Genomic DNA, 19,943 nt, shown 5'->3' with positions numbered 1-19,943 from the left:
TCCTACTGCTTGCGCTGCACGAACAGGTTGCGCTTGGCGTCCTCCGGGTACGCGAAGCTGATCTGCCCGTTGCGCACCACGCCCATCACCAGCATGTTGGGCGACAGCGCGTCCTTGTCGTTTTCCGAGAACGACTTGTCGTAGGTCGTGACCACGCCGTAGTAGGGCCGCTTGGGCTGCTCGAGCGCGGCCTTGATGAACGGGCCTTCGAGCTTGCCGCTGGGCACGTTGAACATCGCGTGGGCCAGCAGGTAGGTGGCGTCGTAGGCCTGCGCGGCGGCCATCGGCACCGGGATGCGCTTGGTGTTGAATTTGCGCGCGTAGTTGGAGAGAAACGACGAGCGGCGTTCGTTGCTCGGCTCGGCGATGAAGCTCTGCGCCATCAGCGCGCCTTCGGACGCTTCGCGGGCGCCCTCGATGAAGGACGGGAAGGACAGCGTCCAGGCCCCGACCTGCGGCACCTTCCAGTTCAAGGCCTGCCGGCTGCGCGCGATGACGGCGTTCTCGGGGCCCACGGTGTAGCTGAAGATGACGTCCGCGTCGGCCGCCTTGGCCTCCGACAGTTCCTTCGTCAGGTCTTTCACGCCGAGCGGAAATTTCCCCACGTACACGGGCTTGAGGTGCTTGGCCGCCAGCGCCTTCTCGACATCCTTGGCGCCCGCCTCGCCGTAGCCGGTGCTGTCGTGCAGCACGGCGACCCGTTTCCAGCCGCGCGCCAGCAGGTCGTCGACCACGAAGGGCGCCTGGATGCTGTCCTTGGGCGAGGTGCGAAATACGTAACTCGTGGCCGGCGGATAGGTCGACGTCAATGGCGAGCCGGTGGCGCAGGGCACGATCAGCGGCAATTTCGCGTCATTGAAAACGGCCAATGAATTCATCGCCACGCCGGTATTGCAGAAGCCGATGGTGGCGACCACTTTTTCATTGACGAGGGCCTGGGATTGCGAACGGCCAATGTCCGGATTGGCCTGGTCGTCCTTGATCACCAGTTCGAGCGAGCGGCCCAGATACCCGCCCACGGCATTGATTTCGTCGACGGCCATCTTCACGCCGTTGAGCATGGGCACGCCGAAATCGGCCGACGGCCCGGTGAAAGGGCCGATGACGCCGATGCGGATCGGCACCGGCGGCTCTGCGCTTGCCTGGGCGGCCAGTCCCAAAGCCATCAGCAAAAAAACGAATCGGCGATTTGGATGAAGCATTTGGTTTGCACGCTTTGAAAGGAAGCGCCGAGCCTAATTTCTTTGCGCGCCCGCCAATAGCTAGGGAATGCCCAGTCAATTGCGCACCAATTCCGTCTTTTGTTGCCAATTCAGCACAGGCCGAGCGGCCGGCGATGGATCGGAAAGCGCCCGTTCGCGGCGCGCCCGCGAGCCCCGTCTCAGGGTTTCCGATGAAAGACACCCGAAAAGTGGAACTGACGCCCGTCACACGGGCGTCACCAGCTATGAAAACAATAGCATTCACCTGCGCAACGCAGAAGCTTCCTCGTAAACGCTATATCTAGCCCGACTCTTGCTAAGCAAAATTCCTCACGGATTTCCTGTCACGCAAGATCGAGGACACACAGAGCAATGAACCCCAAGCGCTTCCAACAGCCCGTGGCTGCACTGGTTCTGGGCGCCGCATCGGTCGCCGCGGCCTTCCTCGTGGCCGTGTCGCCGGCCCATGCGTTCTCGAACCCGCCGATCCAGGTCGCGCAGGGCATCGAATACATGTGCGGCGGCGCCGCCAAGGGCGAAGCCGCCTTCCTGGAAATGGTGGCGCCCCGTTGGGCCGCGACCATCGACTTGCGCGTGAACGACGGCAAGGGCACGCAGCAGGCGGGTTTCCCGGCCAAGGCGTCGATCCAGGTGCGCCAGAAGTACACGGGCCAGACGGTGATGGAAGTGCAGACGCAGGCGCCCTACATGCTCGCGCGGCTCGAACCGGGCGCCTACGACGTCGACGTGACGCTGGGCGGGCTCACGCTCACGCAGCAGCTGGTCGTGATTGCCGGCATTCCGGCGCGCGCCTCCTTCGTCTGGCCGTCGAACTTCGACATGGCCTCGGTCGCGCCACCGCTGCCCCAGGCGCTGGCACAAACCGCCGCGCGCTGACCCGACGCGGGCCGCTGCGGCCCGCGCGCAGTTAAGTCTTCCTTAAGTCGTGCCCGGCACAGTGCCTTCCTGCGTGGCGTGTCGCCACCACCGCCCGGAAAGGAAGGCTCCGATGTCTCTCACCACCAACCCCCTGTTCCTGTTCTCGCACGCCCGGCCCGTCGCCGCGGCGGCTGGCGCCGCCTTGCTGGTGCTGCTCGGCGGCGCGCTCTCGGCGCAGCCGGCCCAGGCCGCGATGAACCCGCCGATCCACATGGCGCACGGCGTCGAGTACATGAGCGGCGGCATCGGCCAGGACGAGGCGCAGCTGATGGAAACCGTGTCGCCGCGCTGGCCCGCGAGCTTCGAATTCGCGATCAAGGACGGCCGCCGCGCTGATTTCGCGGCCGGCGTGCATGTGACGGTGCGCGACAGCCACGGCACCGCGCTGCTCGACAACGTGGTCTCCGGCGGACCGTTCATGGTGGCGCGGCTCGAGCCGGGCCGCTATGAAGTGGAGGCTCGCATCGGCGGCCAGACGCTGAAGCAAACGCTGCTGGTGTCGCCCGGTGCGCCGGCCAAGGCGCTCTTCGAATGGCCGGCGGGCACCGACATGGCGTCGGCCGGCACGCGCACGGTGCGGTAAGCGAGGAGCATCGCGCCGCGGGCGGCGCCGAACGGGCGGGCCCGCGGCGCCCTAACGCCCGCTATCCGGTTGCCCTGCGCTATAGAAAAAATAGCGACCCAGGCAGCTTTCGACGCCTTGAATGCGCGGCATGCGCCTTGCAGGTGACGTGTCCCGGGCGATGCCCGCGTCCCCCCAGTCCTCATGCCGATCCGTCCCCTGAGCGTCCTGACCGCGCTGCTGCACGTCTACATCGCGCTGCGCCTGCTGCCTGCGCTGGCGTCGCTCACGCCTGCGTGGCCGCTGGCGCTCGTGCTGCTGGCGGTGTCGGCGGTCACGATGCCGCTGCCCTTCGTGTCGCGCAGCCACCGCGCCGACCGCAAGGCGAAGCCGGCGGGCGAAACGCTGCACTGGATCGGCCTGATCAGCATGGGCTGGTTCTCCTCGCTGTTCGTGCTCACGCTGGTGCGCGACCTTGGCCTGTTGCTGGCCTGGCTGGCGAGCGCGCTCGGCGGCCTGCAGGTGCCCTGGGACAAGGTCGGGCCCTGGAGCGCGCTGGCGGTGCTGGCGCTGGCCACGGGCGTGTCGCTGGTCGGCTTCGTCAACGCGCGCCGCACGGCCGGCGTGAAGCAGGTCGATGTGCCCATTCGCGGCCTGCCGGCGGCGCTGGCCGGCTTCACGATCGCCCAGCTCAGCGACATCCACGTGGGCCCGACGATCCGCAACGGCTACATCCAGCGCATCGTCGACGCGGTGAACCGGCTCGGCGCCGACGCCATCGCGATCACCGGCGACCTGGTCGACGGCAGCGTGCCCGAGCTGCGCGATCACATCGCGCCGCTGGCGGGGCTGCGCGCACGCCACGGCACCTTCGTGGTCACGGGCAACCACGAGTACTACGCGGGCGCGCACGCCTGGATCGACGAGCTGCGCCGCCTCGGCCTGAAGGTGCTGCTGAACGAGCACGTGGTGCTGCAGACGCGCAACGTGCGCGGCGCGCAGACCGACGAAGAGCTGTTCGAAAGCGCCCTGGTGCTGGCCGGCGTGACCGACTTCACCGCCGGCCACTTCGACGCCGCGCACGCGAGCGACCCGCACCTGGCGCTGTACGACGCACCGCCGCTGGTGCACACGCGCGTGCTGCTGGCGCACCAGCCGCGCAGCGCGCCGGTGGCGGCCGCGGCCGGCTACCAGCTGCAGCTGTCGGGCCACACGCACGGCGGCCAGTTCTTTCCGTGGAACCTGTTCGTGCCGATGCAGCAGCCGTTCACGGCCGGCCTGCACAAGCTGCACGACATGTGGATCTACGTGAGCCGGGGCACCGGCTACTGGGGGCCGCCGAAGCGTTTCGGCGCGCCGTCGGAAATCACGCTGGTGACGCTGGTCCCGGCGCAACCCTGAAACGCAGCGGCGTCAGGCCTGCAGTTCGGCCAGCAGTCGCCGCGCGTTCGACGTGGCGGCCGCGTGGATCGGCTTGAGGCCTTCGCGCGCAATGCGCACCGCCACGCCCGTGAACTGACCCATCGTGCTGGCGCCGCGCGCCGTGGCCTGCACGAGCGCATCGCCGTGCGTGGCCGCCTGCGCTGGCGTGAAGCTGCCGGCCAGCGAGAAGAGCGCCGTGGCGCCCTGCAGCCACTGTTGCCATGCGCGCTGGGCCAGCGAGGTCTGGCTGCTGTGCCACTGCCTGGCCATCGCCAGGCCCGATTCGCTGGCTGCCGCGAGCTTTTCGTGGCCCATCAACTGGAATTCCGCAAGGTCGGCGGCGCTGGGCGTGAGCCCGGCTTTGGCGATGCGCTCGGTGCGCATGCGGATCACCGTGCCGGACGACAGCAGGGTCTCGTGGGTCTTGAGGGCCAAGTCGACCCATTGCATCAGCGGGCTGGCCACGCGGGCGGTGGTACTGAAGGACGACATGGGAAGAGGGCACGTAGGGGAACAGAGGGCCACTATAGGCCTGCAAAGTGAAAATTGTTGCAGCGCAACATTTCCTGACCGTCATTTCACCGATCGATTGCTTTCTGCGGGCAATATTTAACGTTTGTTGTGGTTGTTGCCGGCATCCGCGCGCAAACGCCGCGCACGCGCCTCGGTGACGAGGTAGGCGACCAGCGCCACGGCCAGCGGCAGCAGGTAGTACAGCGCGCGGTAGGCCAGCAGCGCGCCCAGCAGCCGGGTGCTGGGCACCTCGTGCGCCAGCAGCGCGACGAACACGGCTTCCAGCACGCCGAGCCCCGCCGGCACGTGCGTGACCACGCCCGCCACGGCGGCGACCAGCAGCACCGCGAGCACCTGCGGATACCCGACCTCGCCCTGCAGCAGCACCCAGATCACGCCGCCGATGAGCGACCAGTTGACGCACGACATCGCCAGCTGCAGCAAGGCCATCGGCAAGCTCGGCGTGCGCAGCGCATGGCCGCGCACGCGCCAGACGTGGCCATCGGAGAACGCGCACAGCGCCAGGTAGGCCAGCGACACCATGAGCAGCACCGCGCCGAGCATGCGCAAGCCGCCGCCGTCGATCTTCCAGTCGGGCGGCAGCGCCATCGGCCAGAAGCAGAAGGCGGCGCCGGCCACCACGAGGTAGCCGAGCCAGTTGGTCAGCATGCTGAAGCCCAGCACGCGCGTGATGGTCTCGTTGCCCAGCCCCAGGCGCGAATACAGCCGGTAGCGGAACGCCACGCCGCCCACCAGCGAACCGAAGTTGAGGTTGAAGGCGTAGCTGATGAAGGTCACGCCGATGACGGTGCCCGCGCCGAGCCGGTGCTTCGTGAGGTGGCGCCCGAGCAGGTCGTAGGTGCTGTAGAGCCCGAAGCTGGCGGCGGCCAGCGCGCCGGCCGCGAGCAGCGTGGCGCCCGGCAATGCGCGCAGCGCGGCGAACACCTCGGCCCAGTCGATGGTGCGCGCCTGCTTCAGCAGCAGCCAGGCGATGGCGCCGAAGAAGGCCCAGATCGCCACGCGCCGCGCCCACGGCCACCAGGGCCGGTGCGTGAGGGCGAGGGACGCGCTCATGCCGTCTCCGTGTGCGCCGTGCCCTCGTCGCCGCGCTTCTTCTGCTGCGCCATGAGATCGGTCGCCTCGGCCGGCGTCAGGCGCGGTGCGTGGCGCGGCAGGCGGTTGAGCCACGACGGGTACCAGCGCAAGAAGTGGAAGACGAAGAAGCTGCGCACCAGCCGCCAGCCGCTCCATTCGCTGGCCAGGTCGTGTGTGCCGATCTGCTTGCAGCTGTGCTGCATGAGATGGTCCATGCGCTCCCACAGCACCTTGTTGAACGCGGTGTCGCGCACGACCACGTTGGCCTCCAGGTTGAGCGACAGGCTCAGCGGGTCGAGGTTGCTCGAGCCCACGGTGCTCCAGCGGTCGTCCATGAGCGCGACTTTGCCGTGCAGCGGGCGATCGCAGTACTCGTAGATGCGCACGCCCGCGTGCAGCAGGTGGTGGTACAGCATGCCGGCGGCCGTCTTCACGATGGGCATGTCGGGCTCGCCCTGCAGGATGAGGCGCACATCGACGCCCCGGCGCGCCGCGCGCCGCAGCTCCTTGATGAGCCGGTAGCCCGGAAAGAAGTACGCGTTGGCGATCACGATGCGCTCGCGCGCGGCGCGGATCGCGGCGCGGTAGTGGCGCTCGATGTCGTTGGTGTGGCGGCGGTTGTCGCGCGTGACGAAGATCGCGTCGGCCTCGCCCGCCGCGGCCTGCAGTTGCGACGCGGGCGGTGCCTGCTTCAGCCTTCGCCGGAACCAGCCCACGCCCTTGCCGCCGACCGCGATGGCGCGCAGCACGAACTGGTGGATCTCGGCCACGATCGGCCCCGCCAATTCGACCGCGTAGTCCTGCTTGGCCTTGGGACCGAAGTCGAGCAGGTGGTCCTCGGAGTAGTTGATGCCGCCCACGAAGGCGCGTTCGCCGTCGACCACCACGATCTTGCGGTGCATGCGGCGGAACACGTTGAGCCGCTGGCCCAGGAAGCGCTGGCCCGGGTCGAACACGCGCACCTTGACGCCGGCCGTGGCCAGGCTTTCGAGGTACTCGTGAGAGAGATCGGGCGAGCCGAAGCCGTCGATCATCAGGTCGACCTTCACGCCGCGCTGCGCCGCCGCGCGCATGGCCGCGTGCAGCGCCAGGCCCACCTTGTCCTCGAACAGGATGAAGGTCTCGATGATCACTTCGCGCCGCGCCGCGCCGATGGCCTCGAACACGCGCGGAAAGAATTCCTCGCCGTTCTCCAGCAGGTCGATGCGGTTGCCGCCGGTCCAGTGGCCGGCGCGCTCGGGGGTGTCGCGCATGGGGGCCTCGCTGCTCACAGGTCGATGTCCGCCACCAGCGGGGCATGGTCCGACAGATGCGACCAGGGCCGGCGCGGCAGCACCACGGGCGCGTGCGCGCCCGCGTTGCGCACGTAGATGCGGTCCAGCGGCAGCAGCGGCAGGCGCGCCGGAAAGGTGCGCGCGGCGCGGCCGTGGGCATGCACGAACACCTCGCGCAGCGACGCGCCTTCGGCCAGCACGTCGTGCGCACGGCTGCGCCAGTCGTTGAAGTCGCCCGCCACGATCAGCGGCGCGTCGGCCGGCACCTCGTCGCGCACGATGTGGCACAGCAGCTCCAGCTGCTGCTGGCGGTGCGCCTCGGCCAGCCCCAGGTGCGCGCAGATCGCATGCACGTCGACCGTGCGCCCGGGCAGGCGCAGCACGCAGTGCAGCAGGCCGCGCTTCTCGGGGCCGCTCACTGACACGTCGTGATTGCGGAAATGCACGATCGGAAACTTCGACAACACGGCGTTGCCGTGGTGCCCCTTCGGATACACCGCGTTGCGCCCGTAGGCGAACTGCGGCCACATGGTGTCGGCCAGGAATTCGTAGTGCGGCGCCTCCGGCCAGTTGTTCACGGTGCGCGAATGGCGCGCGTGCGTGCCCATCACCTCCTGCAGAAACACCACGTCGGCGCCCACCGTGCGCACCGCGTCACGCAACTCCGGAAGGATGAAGCGGCGATTCAGCGCCGTGAAGCCCTTGTGGGTGTTCACGGTCATGACCTTGAGCGAGGCCGGTGCGGCGGCGACAGCGGCCTCGGGCAGCGGGGAAGTGATGGGGGAGGACATCGGTGTTCCCGTTGTACGTGGCCGCGCCCGCGCCGACTGTAGGAACGCGCCACCTTCTTCGCGTGCCTTTCACGCAAGGGCGGCGGGCTCCTACAGGCAGGCCTGCCGCACCCCCACACAGCGCCCGAAACGAGGCTCCTACGGTGGTTTCAAAGTCGATGCCAACGCGCTCGGCTTTGTGCCTTTTTTCATCTGCAAAGGAGCTTTCCATGATGACCACCCTGCAACGCCTGACGATCCCCACCGCGCTGCTCGCCGCCCTGCTGGGCGCGGGCGTCGCCCAGGCCCAGAAACCGGCGCCCGTCGAACCGATGGCGGGCGACAGCTCGATGCCCGTCTCGCGCGAAGCCGTGAAGGCCGAGGCCCGCGCGCAGAACCGCAACAACGCCAACAGCGTGGTACCCAAGGGCGAGGCCAGCACGACCGTGAACCACCAGCCCAACGCGATGCCGTCGCCCACCGGCGAGCGCTCGCGCGCCGAGGTGCGCGCCGAGACGCAGCACGTGAAGCCGCGCTTCGGCCAGCCGGGCGAGCGCCCGGCGGTGCCGACCAACCCGACCGAGAAGACGGGCACGCCGCAGTAACACCGCGCGCCCACAAAAAAGCCCGCGATGCCTTGCGCATCGCGGGCTTTTTTCTGCCCTTTCCTGGAGGCCGGCTCCCTTCAGCCGGCCGCCCGGTCGTCAGCTCTTGGCAGGCGCTGCACCAGGGTGGCCTTCATGCCCACCGCGATGGAAGCGATGGCCGTGGCCTGCGAACTTCGCGGTCTCGGCATCGAAGGTCTTCTGCTGCTCGGGCGTCAGCGCGGCGTAGAAGGTCTTGGTCGCTTCGGCGCGCTTGGCGAACCGGGCGCTGCGCTCGGCCTGGCGGGCCTGCATGTGCTCCAGGCGCTGCGGCGTGGTCAGCTTGGCGAACTCGGCGCGGTCCATGCGCTGCGGGCGGGCGGCACCGGCCGGCGGCTGGCTGGCCTCGGTGAAGCTGCTCCACGCGCCTTCCTGGGCGCTGGTGAGCTTGAGCTTGTCCTTCAGCGCGGCCAGGCGCTTGGCACGGTGCTCCTTCATGCGCTCCATGCGCTGGGCCGAGTCCATGCGCTTGTGCTGCGCCTTGGGTGCGGCGGTGGCATCGGCGGGGGCCGTGGCGGCCGTGGGTGCGGCGGTCGACGGCGTGGTGGCGGCCGGCGCCTGAGCGAAGGCACCCGAAGAGGCGAGGGCGGCCGAACCCAGCAGGCTGGCCCAGACGATGCGTTGGCGAAGAGAGATCATGAGAGTCGCTTCCTTTCGAAGAAGTCCGCCACCAAAGGGCAGCGGGTGAGACGAAGTGTGGAGCGCCTCTGTAACGCGTCCGTGAGCCGAACGTGAGCGTGCGTAAAGAAGCATGAACCGCAGCGCGGTCCTGTGGCCTGCAGCGTGACTTATTTGGGTCGGGGCGCCTTCAATCCGCGGTCGGGCACCTGCAGCTTGCCGGCGCGCAGCGCGGCCACCGCGAGCACCACGGCGCGCGCAACGTTGCGCACCTCTTCCTGCACGTCGGCATCGGCGTCCAGCGCCTCGTGGCTGGTGGCGTAGGGCGCGTAGTAGCCGATGTAGCGGTCCAGCCGCGCCTGGGCGCCGGCGTCGACCAGGCCCATCCAGTCGAGCCAGTCCGTGAGATTGCGGCGCAGGCCCTCGGGGCCGGCCACGTCGCCGTGCACCACCACGCCGTAGACGCGGCCTTCCAGGTGCTTGGGGTAGCCCCAGCCTTCGAGCTCCAGGGCCTTGGCCTCGTCGGGCTTCTTGCCGTGCGTGCTGGTGGGGTCGGGATTGCCGCCGTCGGCGCACACGAGGCGGTCGATCATGAGCTTCAGCGGGCTCGCGGCCTGGTACCAGTGCGTGGGCGTGAGCACGATCACGCCGTGCGCGGCCACCCAGCGTTCGTAGATCTCGTTCATCCAGTCGCCGGTCTGGCGCAGCGCGTGGTTGGGGTAGCAGCTGCAGGGCCAGTGGCACAGCGGCATCGCGGTGGAGACGCAGCCCTTGCACGGGTGGATGTGGCGGCCGTAGTCCGACGTGAGCCGGCTCAGGTCGAGCACGTCGACCTCGATGCCGCCGCCTTCGAGTACCTCGCGCGCGCACTGCGTGAGGCGCCAGGTCTTGGAGATTTCGCCGGGGCAGGTGCCGTCGTTGCGCGGCGAGCCGTTGACGAGCAGCACGCGCGAGCGGGTCTCGGGCCGGCCCCAGGCGTCCTGCGCCGCGTCGATGCGCGCGCGGGCGTCGAGCCAGTCGACCGAGAGTTCGTAGTCGGGGTCGGCATAGCCGGGCCCGGCGCGGCGCGTCACGGGCGCCTTGCGGCCTTCGTCGTAGGCTTGCCAGGCGATGTCTTCCAGGCGCCGCAGCGCCTCGGTCTCGGCCCGGAACGCCGGGTCGTGGAAGCTCTGCATGAAGCGGTCGTGGAACTCGGCGCGCTGCAGCATCGGCGGCGCCTGTCCCTTGCGTATCGTGGGAGGCATGACCGCAATCTAGGCGGCGCACCGGCCGGCGCGAACCGCACGCGACGCCGACTTGCGGTAGGCGAGCGACTACAGAGGCTTCGGGCTCAGCCGAGCTTGCCGTTCTGGAAGTCGTGCACCGCCTGCTTGATCTGCTCGGGCGTGTTCATCACGAAAGGCCCGTACTGCGCAATCGGCTCGTTCAGCGGCCGGCCCGCGATGAGCAGCGCGCGCGCCGGGCTGTGGTTGCTGGCGCCGGCGCGCAGCACGGTGCCGTCGCTGCCGGGGTCGTTCGCCAGGATGGCCATGCGCCGCGTCGGCACCTCGCTGCCCGCGATCCACAGCGATTCGCGGAACACGTAGACCAGCGCGTTGTGGTCAGGCGGCAGCGGCTGCGCGAACTCGGCGCCGGGCGGCAGCGTGATGTCCAGGTACAGCGGGTGGGTGTGCGCGCGCTGCTCCGCGCCCACGACGCCGTGGCTGGTGCCGGCGATCACGCGCACATGCGCGCCGCCGGCGGTCGTGAACTCGGGGATCTCGCTGCTGCGGATGTCGCGGTACCAGGGCTCGCGCATCTTGTCCTTGGCGGGCAGGTTGAGCCACAGCTGAAAGCCTTCCATCAGGCCTTCTTCCTGCTCGGGCAGCTCGCTGTGCACGAGGCCGCGGCCGGCCGTCATCCATTGCACGCCGCCGTTCTCGAGCAGGCCTTCGTGGCCCGCGCTGTCGCGGTGGCGCATGCGCCCGGCGATCATGTAGGTGACCGTCTCGAAGCCCCGGTGCGGGTGGTTCGGAAAGCCGCCGATGTAGTCGCCCGGGTTGTCGCTGCCGAAGGCATCGAGCATCAGGTAGGGGTCGAGCCGCTTCTGCAGCGGCTGCTGCAGCACGCGGGTGAGTTTGACGCCGTCGCCGTCACTGGTGGAAACACCGGCCACGATGTGGTCGATGCCGCGCGGGGTGGCGACGGGATCGGTGGGGTGGTGGTGGGCATGAACGTTCGTCATGCCGCCCATGGTGGCACCAAAGCCCCGACCGCGCCACCGGTGGGGGTGCCCGCCGGCCGGATGCCGTTCAGCTCAGCGCGGCCACTGCTGGCGCTGCCAGTAGCAGTACTGCCAGCGCGTCTCGAAGCCCGCGCGGCGGTACAGCGCCAGCGCCGGCTGGTTCTGCGCATCGACCTGCAGGAACACCCGCTCGACGCCGCGTGCCAGCGCCGCCTGCGCCAGGCCCGCCAGCACGCGCCCGGCCAGGCCGCGCCCGCGCTGCGACTGTTCGGTGCGCATGCCGTGCACGCTGGCCCAGCCGTGGCCAAAGGCCATGGCGCCGGCGGCCACGGTGGCGCCGTTTTCGCGCACGCTGGCAAAGAGCGAGCCCGTGGCGCGCGACAGCGAACGCACGCGGTGCACGCCGTCGACCGGGTCGAAGCCTTCGCCCAGGAACAGCGCGGCCCAGTCCGGATCGGGCGTCGCGTCGACATCGGCCAGCCGCGCGTCCGCCGCGACGAGGTCGCGCATGCGCCGCGCCGAGCCGGTCTGCACGCAGGTCGGGCTGTCGGCCATGTAGTGCCGGCGCGCGAGTTCGGCGCGCAGCGTGTCGAAGCAGGCGGTGTCGGCCAGCCGCAGCGCGGGCGCGACCTGGCGGCTGTCGCAGCGGTCTTCGATGCGGTCGAGCGTGGCGGGCTCGACCGGGTCGCGGTGCAGCGGCACGGCCGAGCGGGCGCGCTTGACGGTGCCGCGGTCGAAGGGCAGCAGCCAGCCGTCGAGTTCCTCGCAGGCTTCGGGTGCGACCGCCGCGACGGTGGCGCGCTCGATGGCTTCGATGTCGTGCGGGGCAATGCTCATTGCACGGCTTCCGGCGGCGCGTACTTCGCCGCAGCCACGCTCTTGAGCAGCGCCTCACGCTGGTTGCGGCTGATGCCGCGCACGCTCTCGGCCACCCACTTGGTGCGGTCGGGATCGATCTGGCCGTCGCGCCGCCATTGCTCCAGCACGGCCTGCGGCTTGTGCAGCATGGCCGCGAGCCAGACGGCCTGCGCCGGTTCGAGCGTGCGTGCGCTGCGCTTGAAGTAGCGCCGCGCCGCGGCCTCGCCGCCGCAGAGGTTGCCACCCCACGGGGCGTTGTCCAGGTACAGCTGCAGGATGCGGGCCTTGCCCAGCGTCTGCTCCATCTCGACCGCGTACAGCAGCTCGCGCAGCTTGCGCTCGGCCGTGCGGTCGCTGCCGGTGACCAGCAGCTTGGCCAGCTGCTGCGTGAGCGTGCTGCCGCCGCGCCGGGTCTGGCCGGGCTTCTGGTTGTGGTCGATCGAGGCGAGGATTTCGGTCAGGTCGTAGCCGGTATGGCTGAAGAAGCGCTGGTCTTCCGCCGCGATGACGGCCCGTGCCAGCCAGCTGTCGTTGGCCAGCTTGGCCGACGGGCCGCAGCTGGTGCGCGCACCCAGCATGGCCTCGGTGCCCAGCCCTTCGACCGTGAACTGGCTGATGGTCGGCTGCACCGCGAAGGTGGCGTCGGGCAGCAGCAGCTGCGCCTGCAGCGCCAGCGTGCCGCCGATGCGGGCGCGCTGCAGCTCGGGCAGCGCCGGCACCAGCACGGCGTACCAGCGGGCGATGGGCGCGTCCTGCACGCGGACGTCCAGCTGCAGGTTCTTCGGCGCGAGGCGGCCGGTCCAGGTGCCCTGGAGCAGGGCGTTGCTGTCGGCCGCCTGGGGCGTGGCCTCGAAGGTGCCGGCCAGCGTGTTGCCGTCGCGCCGCACGGTGGCCACCAGCCGCTCGACCTTGATGGGCTGCGTGCCCAGCGCCGGCACGTCGGCGCTGCACGGCGCGCAGCGCATCTGCTGCTGGCCGGTTTTCTCGTCCCAGGTGAAATGCACGGTGCCGAAGCGGGTGTCGAGCGCGTGGCCGTCCAGCCGCGGCGCGAACCAGGACGAGGTGGCCAGGCGCACTGCGGTGGGCACGCCGATCTCGAACGAGAGCGGGCCGGCCTTCACCGTGGTGCTCCATTCGCCCGCCGCCGGCGCAAGGGCGATCTTGGCGATCAGGAAGATGGCCACCAGGGCGGTCAGGACGAGGGCCAGCAGCCCGAAAAGCACGAATCGCAGGGTCTTCTTCACAAACACGTTCTCATCACATCGGTCTTGCCACGGTGACAGCTTGCCACGGACCGTGCGACTGGCCGCTGGCCGCCGCCCAGTACCAGGCCGAAGTGTCGGTGAAAGCCGTGCCTTGGGCGTCGACGATGCGCTCGCAGACGCGGAAATTTGCCGTACCGTGCCGTTGCGCCACAAAACAGCGCCACATCCGCGCCTGCGCGTCGCGTTCCAGCCGCGCCTGCTCGATGCGGTAGCCCAGCGCGCGGTAGCAGTCGGCGGCCGGATGCAGCATGCGCGTGGGCCGGTTCACGGCGCGCATCACCAGCGTCTGCTGGCCGTCGGTCATGCGGCCGATGGCGCCCGGGAAGCGATCGGCAAAGCGCTGCTCGACCTCGCTCAGCGCCAGCGGGCGCAGCGGCACGCCGTCCCACTGGCTCGGCCATTCGTGGGCACCCACCGCGTCGGCTTCGGCCGCCGGCGCGCGCAGCGCCGCCGCGGCCGACCAGAGCACGCACAGCAGCATCGCCAGCGCGAAGGCGCTCTTGTGGCCCACGCGGTTGATGAAATGGTTGGCGAACCAGCGTTCAACGAACGGTATCGACACGGCGGCCTCCTTCGGCGGTGATCAGGCCCGGCAGCGGGCGGTCGAATTCGATGCGCGGTGCGACGCGCGCCGGCACCATCAGGCGCGCGATGGCGCCGCACACCACGGCCAGCAGCACCAGCCCCAGCGCGTTGTGCGCCCACGGCGCGAGCGCATGGCCGGCGCCTTCGCAGGCGATCAGCACGCTGTTGCGCACGATGTTGCCGGCCAGCACCAGCAGGCCGACGGCCGGCAGGCGGCGCAGGAAGGCGCGGTCGCTGCGCCGCGCCCACAGCGCGACCGCGCAGGCCGTGAAGTAGCCCAGCCACACCATCTGCACGCCCGAGCAGGGCGCGTCGACGATCACCAGGCGGCCGTCGACCATCAGCGTCGCGCCTTCGCGCGCCACCTCGAAGCCCGGCGCGAGCAGCCAGCGGCTGGCCTCGGCCGTCACGACGCGCAGCGGGTAGCCGGCGTAGAACTGCAGCGACGACAGCAGCGGCAGCGCCAGCACCGACAGCCCGGCCACCGGCAGCGCCGCCACGCCGCGCGGCAAAAAGGCCAGCAGCCCGGCCGCGAGCGACAGCACCGCCACCAGGCCCGAGGCCAGCGGCGGCAGCGCGGGCAGGCCACCCCCGCCCGTGCGCAGCAGCGTGGCGAGCACGGTGCCCACGCCGGCCAGCGCCAGCCAGCCCAGGCGCGGCGAGGCGCGCAGCTCGCGCCGGCACTGCCAGGCGAGCGCGGCCAGGGCGACCAGCGCCACGAGCCCCAGCGGATCGTCGGAACCGTCCTGCAGGCGGCGCGCCATCCAGGCCCAGGTGGGTGCGAGCGCGGCGCACTGCAGCGCGAGCCAGCCGAAGGCCGGCGTGCGGTCGATGCGGATGGCCCAGTCCACGACGCGCGGATGGTGGTGGGCCAGGGTTGCCAGAGACATGGTCGTGCGTCCTGTGTTCAGGCGGTGAAACGACGGGGGTCGTTGCGGCGTGCGCGACGGCGCAGCATGGCCAGCATCGACAGCACGACGGCGATCGCGCCCAGCGTTTCCGGCTCCGGCGTGCTCGGCACCTCGGCGCCCAGTGCCAGGTCGCTCACGCCCTGGGGCATCGGCAGCGGCTGGTTCACGTCCACGCTGTTCTGCGGCGCGACGTTGCGCACCACCTTGTCCACCGCGATGAAGCTGGTGTACTGCGTGAGCAGGCTGTACTTCAGGCCCAGCTCGGTGATGCGGTCCTTGAAGGCGGCGCTGCCCTCGAGCGCTTCCTGGTCGCTCAGGCTCTGGATGCGGTGGCGTGCCCACAGCGTGCGCAGCGCGGCGGTGTCCTGGCGCGTCTGCGGCGTGATGCGCACTTCCTCGCGGTACGGGCCGGTGGCGGCCTGGCCTTCGATGATCACGCGGCCCTTGGGCTGTCCATTCGAATCCGGGCGCCACTTGCCGAACACGATCACCGGGCGCTCACCCAGCACGTCGGGCAGCGCCTGCGGCTCCACGTCGTACACGTCCAGGCCGCCGAAGGTGGCCTTCACGTTCGTGAGCACGGGCGACTCCACCATGCGGCGAAAGCGCGCGGCCTGTTCGGGCGCCTGCACCGGGTCGGTGATGATGAAAGGCTCGCCCATGCCGGCGCGCGCGATGCCTTCCATGAGGCTGCGGTTCACCGACGAGCCGATGCCGAAGGCGAACACGTTGGCCTTGGAGAGGTTGTTGCGCACCAGCTCGAAGGCTTCGCGCTCGACCGTCACGTAGCCGTCGGTCACCACCACCACGGTGCGCGACACGTTCGCGGCCTTGGGTTCGGCGTACACGCGCTTGAGCGCGGGGATCAGCTCGGTGCTGCCGCTGCCGCTGTAGTTCTTGATGGTGGCGAGCGCCTGTTCGATGTTGGCGCGCGTGGCCGGCACCGACTGCGGCGACAGCATCTTGTTGCTGCCCGAGAACAGCAGCACGTTGAAGGTGTCGCTGGGGCGCAGGCCGCCGATCAGGCGTTCGAGCACGGTCTTGGCGGTGTCCAGCGGAAAGCCGTGCATCGAGCCCGAGATGTCGACCACGAAGATGTAGTCGCGCGGCGAGATGGCGCTGGCGGTCACGGCCTTCGGAGGCTCGACCATGGCGAGGAAGAAGTTTTCTGCGTTGTCTCCCTGGCCCTTGTAGAGCATGAGGCCCGACTCGATCTTCTCGCCCGCCAGGCGGTAGTCGAGCACGAAGTCGCGGTTGTCGGCGGGGCGGCCGTCGGCACCGAGCGTGATGTCCGCGTGCTGGTCTTCGTCGCGCTTCTTCACGTCGATGGTGTGCGTGGCGGAGCGGATTTCCTTCAGGCCCATCGGCGTGTCGATGCTCGCCGTGAGCTTGAAGCTGGTGCTGGGCGCCACGCCGGCGCGCAGCGTGGGCTGCGCCGGCCACTTCGCCTGTGCGTTCTCCGACTGCGGCGAGTTGTAGCGCGGGCCGACCACGGTCGGGAACACGAACTGGTAGTTGCCCGACTGCGGCACCAGCAGCTCGGTGTAGCGCAGCTCCACCTTCACGTCGTCGCCCGGCAGGATGTTGGCGACGTTCATCTGGAACACGTTGGGCAGGTGCTGCTCGAGCAGCGCGGCGGTCTTGCCTTCCTTCTTCGCGGTGTCGTATTCGATCTTCGCCTGCTGCTTCTCGCGGATCTGCGCCGTGATCAGGCGGTCGGCCAGGCGCACGTTGAGGCCGCTCACCGCCGCCTTGGTGGAACCGGGGAACACGTACTTCGCCTCGATGGCGCGCTGGCCTTCGTTGCGGTAGGTCTGCGTGACCGTGACATCGGCGATCACGCCCGAAATCCTGACCGAGACCTCGGTGCCCTTCAGCGGCAGGCGGTCGACCGAGGGGTCGTCGCTCTTGACGAAGAAATACGGGCTCTCGGTCTTCAGGCGCGGACCGGCGGGCGCTTCCTGCGCGTGGACCGGGCGGGCGCCCATGGCGATGAAACCCACGGTCGCCAGGCTCACGGTGGCGAGCCAGAGCCAACGGCCGGGGCGTGGGGTGGTGGGGGTGTCCATGGCGGGTGTCCTTCTGCGTGCGAACTTGCACGGCCCTCACTGTCGTGAGCGTGCGAGAAGGCAGTTGGAAGGCGCGTTGAAGTCGCCACAACCGGAGGCGCCGCTGTGTGAAGTCTGTGTGAAGTGCGCGGCGCGGCGGCTTCATACGGCCTTCGGATCGGCCGGAGAGCATCGGCGCCTCATCACGAAAAAACCCGGAAAAGAGGGGAGAAACCCATGCTTCAACTGTTGAAGGCCCTGCAGGCTTCGGTGCTGGTCAAGGTGGCCGGCCTGTTCTTCCTGCTGCTGGTGCTGTGCATTCCGCTGGCGCGCATCGACGACCTGAACCGCGCCCGCGGCGAAAGCCAGCAGGAGGCCGCGCGCGAGCTCGCCGAGTCTTACGCCGGGCCGCAGGCCATGGTCGGCCCGCTGCTGCTGGTGCCGTACGTGGAGCGCTGGATGGAGCCGCTGCGCAACGCGCAGGGCAAGGTGATCGGGCAGGCCCCGCAGAGCAAGGAGATGGTGCACGCCGTGTTCCCCGACAAGCTGCACATCGAGGGCGACATGGCGCCGCAGGAGCGCTACCGCGGCATCTTCCGCATTCCGTTCTACACGCTCACGGCCGCGCTCGGCGGCGGCTTCGCGGGCTTCGACCCGCAGGCCGTGCCGCACAGCGAAAGCGGCTCGTCGATCGAGTTCCGCCCGCCGTTCGTTGCCTTCCACGTGAGCGACCTGCGCGGCCTCGACGGCTCGCCCGCGCTCACCGTCAACGGCGAGGCGCTGCGCTTTCGCCAGCGCGTGCCCGGCCTGCCCGACAACGCCACGTACGCCGACGGCATCCACGCGCCGCTCACGGGCGCCGCGCTCGCCGCCTGGCAGACGGGCAAGCCGCTGGCCTTCGACATGAAGCTCTCGCTGGTGGGCCAGGACACGCTCTCGATGGTGCCGATCGCCGAGGAAACCACCGCGCACCTGCGTTCGCCGTGGGCGCACCCCAGCTTCGGCGGACGCTTCCTGGCCACGCAGCGCGAGGTGACGCCGCAGGGCTTCGACGCGCACTGGCGCGTGTCCTCGCTCGTGACCACGGCGCGCGAACAGGTGCGCGCCGGCCTGTGGGGCGGCGAAGGCGATGCCGCGCAGAACGCCGCGGCGGCCGTCGTGCGCACCGCGCCCCCGCCACGCCATGCCTCGGGCCCGCTGCAGACCTTCGACGTGTCGCTCGCACAGCCCGTCAACGTGTATTCGATGAGCACGCGCGCCGGCAAGTACGGCGCGCTCTTCATCGGCCTGGTGCTGATGGCGGCCTTCATGTTCGAGCTGTTCCGCAAGCTGCGCCTGCACCCGGTGCAGTACGGGCTGGTGGGCCTGTCGATCGCGCTGTTCTTCTTGCTGCTGCTCGCGCTGTCGGAGAAGTTCGCCTTCTGGATGGCCTATGCAGGCGCGGCTGCGGCCAGCGTGGCGCTGCTGGCCGTGTACTTCAGCGCGGTGCTCGAAGGCTGGCGCCGCGGCCTGTCGTTCGCCGCCTTCGTGGCGCTGCTGTACGGCGCGCTCTACGGCCTGCTGGCCTCGGAAAGCAATGCGCTGCTGCTGGGCGCGCTGCTGATTTTCGGCATGCTGGCCGCGCTGATGCTCGTGACGCGCAAGGTCGACTGGTATGCGCTGTCGCGCCGCAGCGAACCCGCCCCGGCCACCCCGGCGGCCACGGTGGACGCATGAGACTGCTGCGCGCCATCCCCGCCGTGCTCGGCTGGCTGCTGCTGGCCGTGCTGTGCGCCTGGGCCTGGCACCTGAAGGACCCGCACCTGCGCTTCCTGCGCGAGGAGGAGCTGCCGCTGTTGCTCGCCGCGCTGTGCGCCAGCGGCGCGATCGCCTGGCGCAGCGCGCGCGGCGCGCGCCGTGTCGTGGCGCTGGCCCTGACGGTGGGCGCAACGCTGACGGCGCTGGGCCACGAGCTGGCCTCGCGCCAGCACCGGCTGGAAGTGAACGCGGCCTCGGGCCCGGTGGCGCAGGCACTGGGCGCGCGCTTCATCGTCGGCTACGACGACGCGAACGACCTGCGCGAGCTGGCCCGCCGGGGCCTGATCGGCGGCATCTTCGTCACCGGCCGCAACGTGAAGGGCCGCAGCGCCGACACCCTGCGCGCGGAAATCGCCAGCCTGCAGGCGCTGCGACAGGCGGCCGGCCTGCCGCCGCTGGTGGTGGCGACCGACCAGGAAGGCGGCGGCGTCTCGCGCCTGTCGCCGATGGTGCCCCGCCAGCCGGCACTCGCCAGCCTGCTCGAGGCCGACGTGCCCGCACACGAACTGTTGCAACGTGCCCGCGCCTACGGCGCGCAGCAGGGCGGGGCGCTCGCCGCGCTGGGCATCACGCTGAACTTCAGCCCCGTGGTCGACCTGCGCCCCGGCCGCGCCCCGGGCCGCTGGGACCTGCACACCCGCATCGAGGAACGCGCCATTTCGAGCGACCCCGACGTCACCGCGCAGGTGGCGCTCGCTTACGAGCAAGGCCTTGAATCGGCTGGCGTGCGCGGCACGCTCAAGCACTTTCCCGGTCTGGCCGGCGTGACCGAGGACACGCACCACATGGGTGCCGAACTGCGCACGCCCGTGGCCCGGCTGGCCGCGCACGACTGGAAGCCGTTTCAAGACGTGTCGAAACATTCGGATGCCGCGATCATGCTCGGCCATGTCATCCTCGGGGAACTCGACGCGGACGCGCCGGTCTCTTTCTCACGCAAAATCGTGCGGCAGGTGATTCGAGGCGAATGGGGCTTTCAGGGCCTGCTCGTCACCGACGACCTCACAATGGGCGGGGCCTACAACCGAGGTCTTTGCAACGCCACGCTGGGCGCACTCGACGCCGGGGTGGACCTGCTGCTCATCGCCTACGACCACGACAAGTATTTCGATGCCATGCACTGCGCGCTGGAAGGCGTGCGGCGCGGCGCGCTCGATCCCCGGGTGACGGAACGCCCGCGCGCGCCACGGCTCCAACCTCTTCGCTAGCCCCCATC

General features: G+C 69.9%; 19 protein-coding genes. 6 read left to right on the top strand and 13 right to left on the bottom strand.

Annotated features, from left to right (window positions below):
• Positions 1-2: 2 nt before the first annotated feature.
• Positions 3-1,166: an ABC transporter substrate-binding protein gene (locus tag AC1RAD_RS29895; RefSeq protein ID WP_492738755.1), complete on the bottom strand. Its 1,164-nt coding sequence runs from the start codon at positions 1,164-1,166 to the stop codon at positions 3-5.
• A 408-nt stretch (positions 1,167-1,574) separates the two neighbouring features.
• On the opposite strand from AC1RAD_RS29895, the gene AC1RAD_RS29890 reads away from it, so the two are divergent.
• The 3 genes from AC1RAD_RS29890 to AC1RAD_RS29880 all read left to right on the top strand — a co-directional run bounded on the left by AC1RAD_RS29890 (position 1,575) and on the right by AC1RAD_RS29880 (position 4,104).
• Entirely contained in the window at positions 1,575-2,099 is a 525-nt protein-coding gene (locus AC1RAD_RS29890) for a hypothetical protein (RefSeq protein WP_492738754.1), read from the top strand.
• Positions 2,100-2,211: 112 nt separating this feature from the next.
• Positions 2,212-2,724, top strand: coding sequence for a hypothetical protein (locus AC1RAD_RS29885; RefSeq protein ID WP_139702960.1), 513 nt, complete (start codon positions 2,212-2,214; stop codon positions 2,722-2,724).
• Between the two features lie 183 nt (positions 2,725-2,907).
• Positions 2,908-4,104: a metallophosphoesterase gene (locus AC1RAD_RS29880; RefSeq protein WP_492738752.1), complete on the top strand. Its 1,197-nt coding sequence runs from the start codon at positions 2,908-2,910 to the stop codon at positions 4,102-4,104.
• 12 nt (positions 4,105-4,116) lie between these two features.
• Here the strand turns inward: AC1RAD_RS29880 and AC1RAD_RS29875 are convergent, their stop codons facing one another.
• The 4 genes from AC1RAD_RS29875 to AC1RAD_RS29860 all read right to left on the bottom strand — a co-directional run bounded on the left by AC1RAD_RS29875 (position 4,117) and on the right by AC1RAD_RS29860 (position 7,798).
• Positions 4,117-4,617 (bottom strand): polyhydroxyalkanoate granule-associated phasin, encoded by a 501-nt coding sequence (locus AC1RAD_RS29875; RefSeq protein WP_492738751.1) that lies wholly within the window; start codon positions 4,615-4,617, stop codon positions 4,117-4,119.
• 117 nt (positions 4,618-4,734) lie between these two features.
• Positions 4,735-5,712 carry a lysylphosphatidylglycerol synthase domain-containing protein gene (locus AC1RAD_RS29870; protein ID WP_492738750.1) on the bottom strand — a complete coding sequence of 326 codons (978 nt, stop codon included), beginning with the start codon at positions 5,710-5,712 and terminating at the stop codon, positions 4,735-4,737.
• A complete protein-coding gene (gene clsB / locus AC1RAD_RS29865; RefSeq protein ID WP_492738748.1) occupies positions 5,709-6,986 on the bottom strand; it encodes a cardiolipin synthase ClsB in 1,278 nt (425 codons plus the stop codon). The genes AC1RAD_RS29870 and clsB overlap by 4 nt, the downstream gene beginning before the upstream one ends.
• Positions 6,987-7,000: 14 nt before the next feature.
• Complete coding sequence (locus AC1RAD_RS29860) at positions 7,001-7,798, bottom strand: endonuclease/exonuclease/phosphatase family protein (protein WP_492738746.1); 798 nt, start codon at positions 7,796-7,798, stop codon at positions 7,001-7,003.
• A 209-nt stretch (positions 7,799-8,007) separates the two neighbouring features.
• Here AC1RAD_RS29860 and AC1RAD_RS29855 point away from each other — a divergent pair, with 209 nt between their 5' ends.
• On the top strand, positions 8,008-8,382 hold the full coding sequence (locus AC1RAD_RS29855) for a serine/threonine protein kinase (protein WP_240531255.1): 375 nt from the start codon (positions 8,008-8,010) through the stop codon (positions 8,380-8,382).
• A gap of 99 nt (positions 8,383-8,481) precedes the next feature.
• Here the strand turns inward: AC1RAD_RS29855 and AC1RAD_RS29850 are convergent, their stop codons facing one another.
• The 8 genes from AC1RAD_RS29850 to AC1RAD_RS29815 form a co-directional block, all read right to left on the bottom strand.
• On the bottom strand, positions 8,482-9,060 hold the full coding sequence (locus AC1RAD_RS29850) for a Spy/CpxP family protein refolding chaperone (RefSeq protein WP_492738744.1): 579 nt from the start codon (positions 9,058-9,060) through the stop codon (positions 8,482-8,484).
• A gap of 149 nt (positions 9,061-9,209) precedes the next feature.
• Entirely contained in the window at positions 9,210-10,283 is a 1,074-nt protein-coding gene (locus AC1RAD_RS29845) for a flavodoxin family protein (RefSeq protein WP_095948407.1), read from the bottom strand.
• A gap of 86 nt (positions 10,284-10,369) precedes the next feature.
• Positions 10,370-11,263 (bottom strand): pirin family protein, encoded by an 894-nt coding sequence (locus tag AC1RAD_RS29840; RefSeq protein WP_369630748.1) that lies wholly within the window; start codon positions 11,261-11,263, stop codon positions 10,370-10,372.
• A gap of 72 nt (positions 11,264-11,335) precedes the next feature.
• The gene (locus AC1RAD_RS29835) at positions 11,336-12,100 is read right to left on the bottom strand and encodes a GNAT family N-acetyltransferase (protein WP_492738742.1); all 765 of its coding nucleotides are present in this window, start codon (positions 12,098-12,100) and stop codon (positions 11,336-11,338) included.
• Positions 12,097-13,344, bottom strand: coding sequence for a biosynthetic peptidoglycan transglycosylase (locus tag AC1RAD_RS29830; RefSeq protein ID WP_492738740.1), 1,248 nt, complete (start codon positions 13,342-13,344; stop codon positions 12,097-12,099). Before AC1RAD_RS29830 ends, AC1RAD_RS29835 begins: the two co-directional genes overlap by 4 nt.
• A 34-nt stretch (positions 13,345-13,378) precedes the next feature.
• A complete protein-coding gene (locus AC1RAD_RS29825) occupies positions 13,379-13,948 on the bottom strand; it encodes a hypothetical protein (protein ID WP_492686779.1) in 570 nt (189 codons plus the stop codon).
• The gene (gene xrtQ / locus AC1RAD_RS29820) at positions 13,929-14,861 is read right to left on the bottom strand and encodes an exosortase Q (protein WP_492738738.1); all 933 of its coding nucleotides are present in this window, start codon (positions 14,859-14,861) and stop codon (positions 13,929-13,931) included. Before xrtQ ends, AC1RAD_RS29825 begins: the two co-directional genes overlap by 20 nt.
• A 17-nt stretch (positions 14,862-14,878) precedes the next feature.
• Positions 14,879-16,951: a VIT and vWA domain-containing protein gene (locus AC1RAD_RS29815; RefSeq protein WP_492738736.1), complete on the bottom strand. Its 2,073-nt coding sequence runs from the start codon at positions 16,949-16,951 to the stop codon at positions 14,879-14,881.
• Between the two features lie 216 nt (positions 16,952-17,167).
• Between AC1RAD_RS29815 and creD the strand changes: the two genes are divergently transcribed.
• Positions 17,168-18,646, top strand: a complete 1,479-nt coding sequence (creD, locus tag AC1RAD_RS29810; RefSeq protein ID WP_492738734.1) for a cell envelope integrity protein CreD — start codon at positions 17,168-17,170, stop codon at positions 18,644-18,646.
• Positions 18,643-19,935, top strand: a complete 1,293-nt coding sequence (locus AC1RAD_RS29805; RefSeq protein ID WP_492738732.1) for a glycoside hydrolase family 3 N-terminal domain-containing protein — start codon at positions 18,643-18,645, stop codon at positions 19,933-19,935. The genes creD and AC1RAD_RS29805 overlap by 4 nt, the downstream gene beginning before the upstream one ends.
• Positions 19,936-19,943: the final 8 nt, after the last annotated feature.

The sequence above is a fragment of the Variovorax sp. GW823-FHT04B03 genome, from assembly GCF_058796495.1.
The sequence above is the reverse complement of the archived record's forward strand: the minus strand, read 5'-3'. Positions and strand labels throughout refer to the sequence as shown.

Bases quoted from the DNA above. Each gene is read 5' to 3' on its own strand.
- AC1RAD_RS29870 (WP_492738750.1), bottom strand. From the start codon at position 5,712: ATGAGCGCGTCCCTCGCCCTCACGCACCGGCCCTGGTGGCCGTGGGCG.
- AC1RAD_RS29875 (WP_492738751.1), bottom strand. From the start codon at position 4,617: ATGTCGTCCTTCAGTACCACCGCCCGCGTGGCCAGCCCGCTGATGCAA.
- AC1RAD_RS29895 (WP_492738755.1), bottom strand. From the start codon at position 1,166: ATGGCTTTGGGACTGGCCGCCCAGGCAAGCGCAGAGCCGCCGGTGCCG.
- AC1RAD_RS29855 (WP_240531255.1), top strand. From the start codon at position 8,008: ATGATGACCACCCTGCAACGCCTGACGATCCCCACCGCGCTGCTCGCC.
- AC1RAD_RS29850 (WP_492738744.1), bottom strand. From the start codon at position 9,060: ATGATCTCTCTTCGCCAACGCATCGTCTGGGCCAGCCTGCTGGGTTCG.
- AC1RAD_RS29840 (WP_369630748.1), bottom strand. From the start codon at position 11,263: ATGACGAACGTTCATGCCCACCACCACCCCACCGATCCCGTCGCCACC.
- AC1RAD_RS29885 (WP_139702960.1), top strand. From the start codon at position 2,212: ATGTCTCTCACCACCAACCCCCTGTTCCTGTTCTCGCACGCCCGGCCC.
- AC1RAD_RS29835 (WP_492738742.1), bottom strand. From the start codon at position 12,100: ATGAGCATTGCCCCGCACGACATCGAAGCCATCGAGCGCGCCACCGTC.
- AC1RAD_RS29880 (WP_492738752.1), top strand. From the start codon at position 2,908: ATGCCGATCCGTCCCCTGAGCGTCCTGACCGCGCTGCTGCACGTCTAC.
- clsB (WP_492738748.1), bottom strand. From the start codon at position 6,986: ATGCGCGACACCCCCGAGCGCGCCGGCCACTGGACCGGCGGCAACCGC.
- AC1RAD_RS29860 (WP_492738746.1), bottom strand. From the start codon at position 7,798: ATGTCCTCCCCCATCACTTCCCCGCTGCCCGAGGCCGCTGTCGCCGCC.
- AC1RAD_RS29845 (WP_095948407.1), bottom strand. From the start codon at position 10,283: ATGCCTCCCACGATACGCAAGGGACAGGCGCCGCCGATGCTGCAGCGC.
- creD (WP_492738734.1), top strand. From the start codon at position 17,168: ATGCTTCAACTGTTGAAGGCCCTGCAGGCTTCGGTGCTGGTCAAGGTG.
- AC1RAD_RS29815 (WP_492738736.1), bottom strand. From the start codon at position 16,951: ATGGACACCCCCACCACCCCACGCCCCGGCCGTTGGCTCTGGCTCGCC.
- xrtQ (WP_492738738.1), bottom strand. From the start codon at position 14,861: ATGTCTCTGGCAACCCTGGCCCACCACCATCCGCGCGTCGTGGACTGG.
- AC1RAD_RS29890 (WP_492738754.1), top strand. From the start codon at position 1,575: ATGAACCCCAAGCGCTTCCAACAGCCCGTGGCTGCACTGGTTCTGGGC.
- AC1RAD_RS29805 (WP_492738732.1), top strand. From the start codon at position 18,643: ATGAGACTGCTGCGCGCCATCCCCGCCGTGCTCGGCTGGCTGCTGCTG.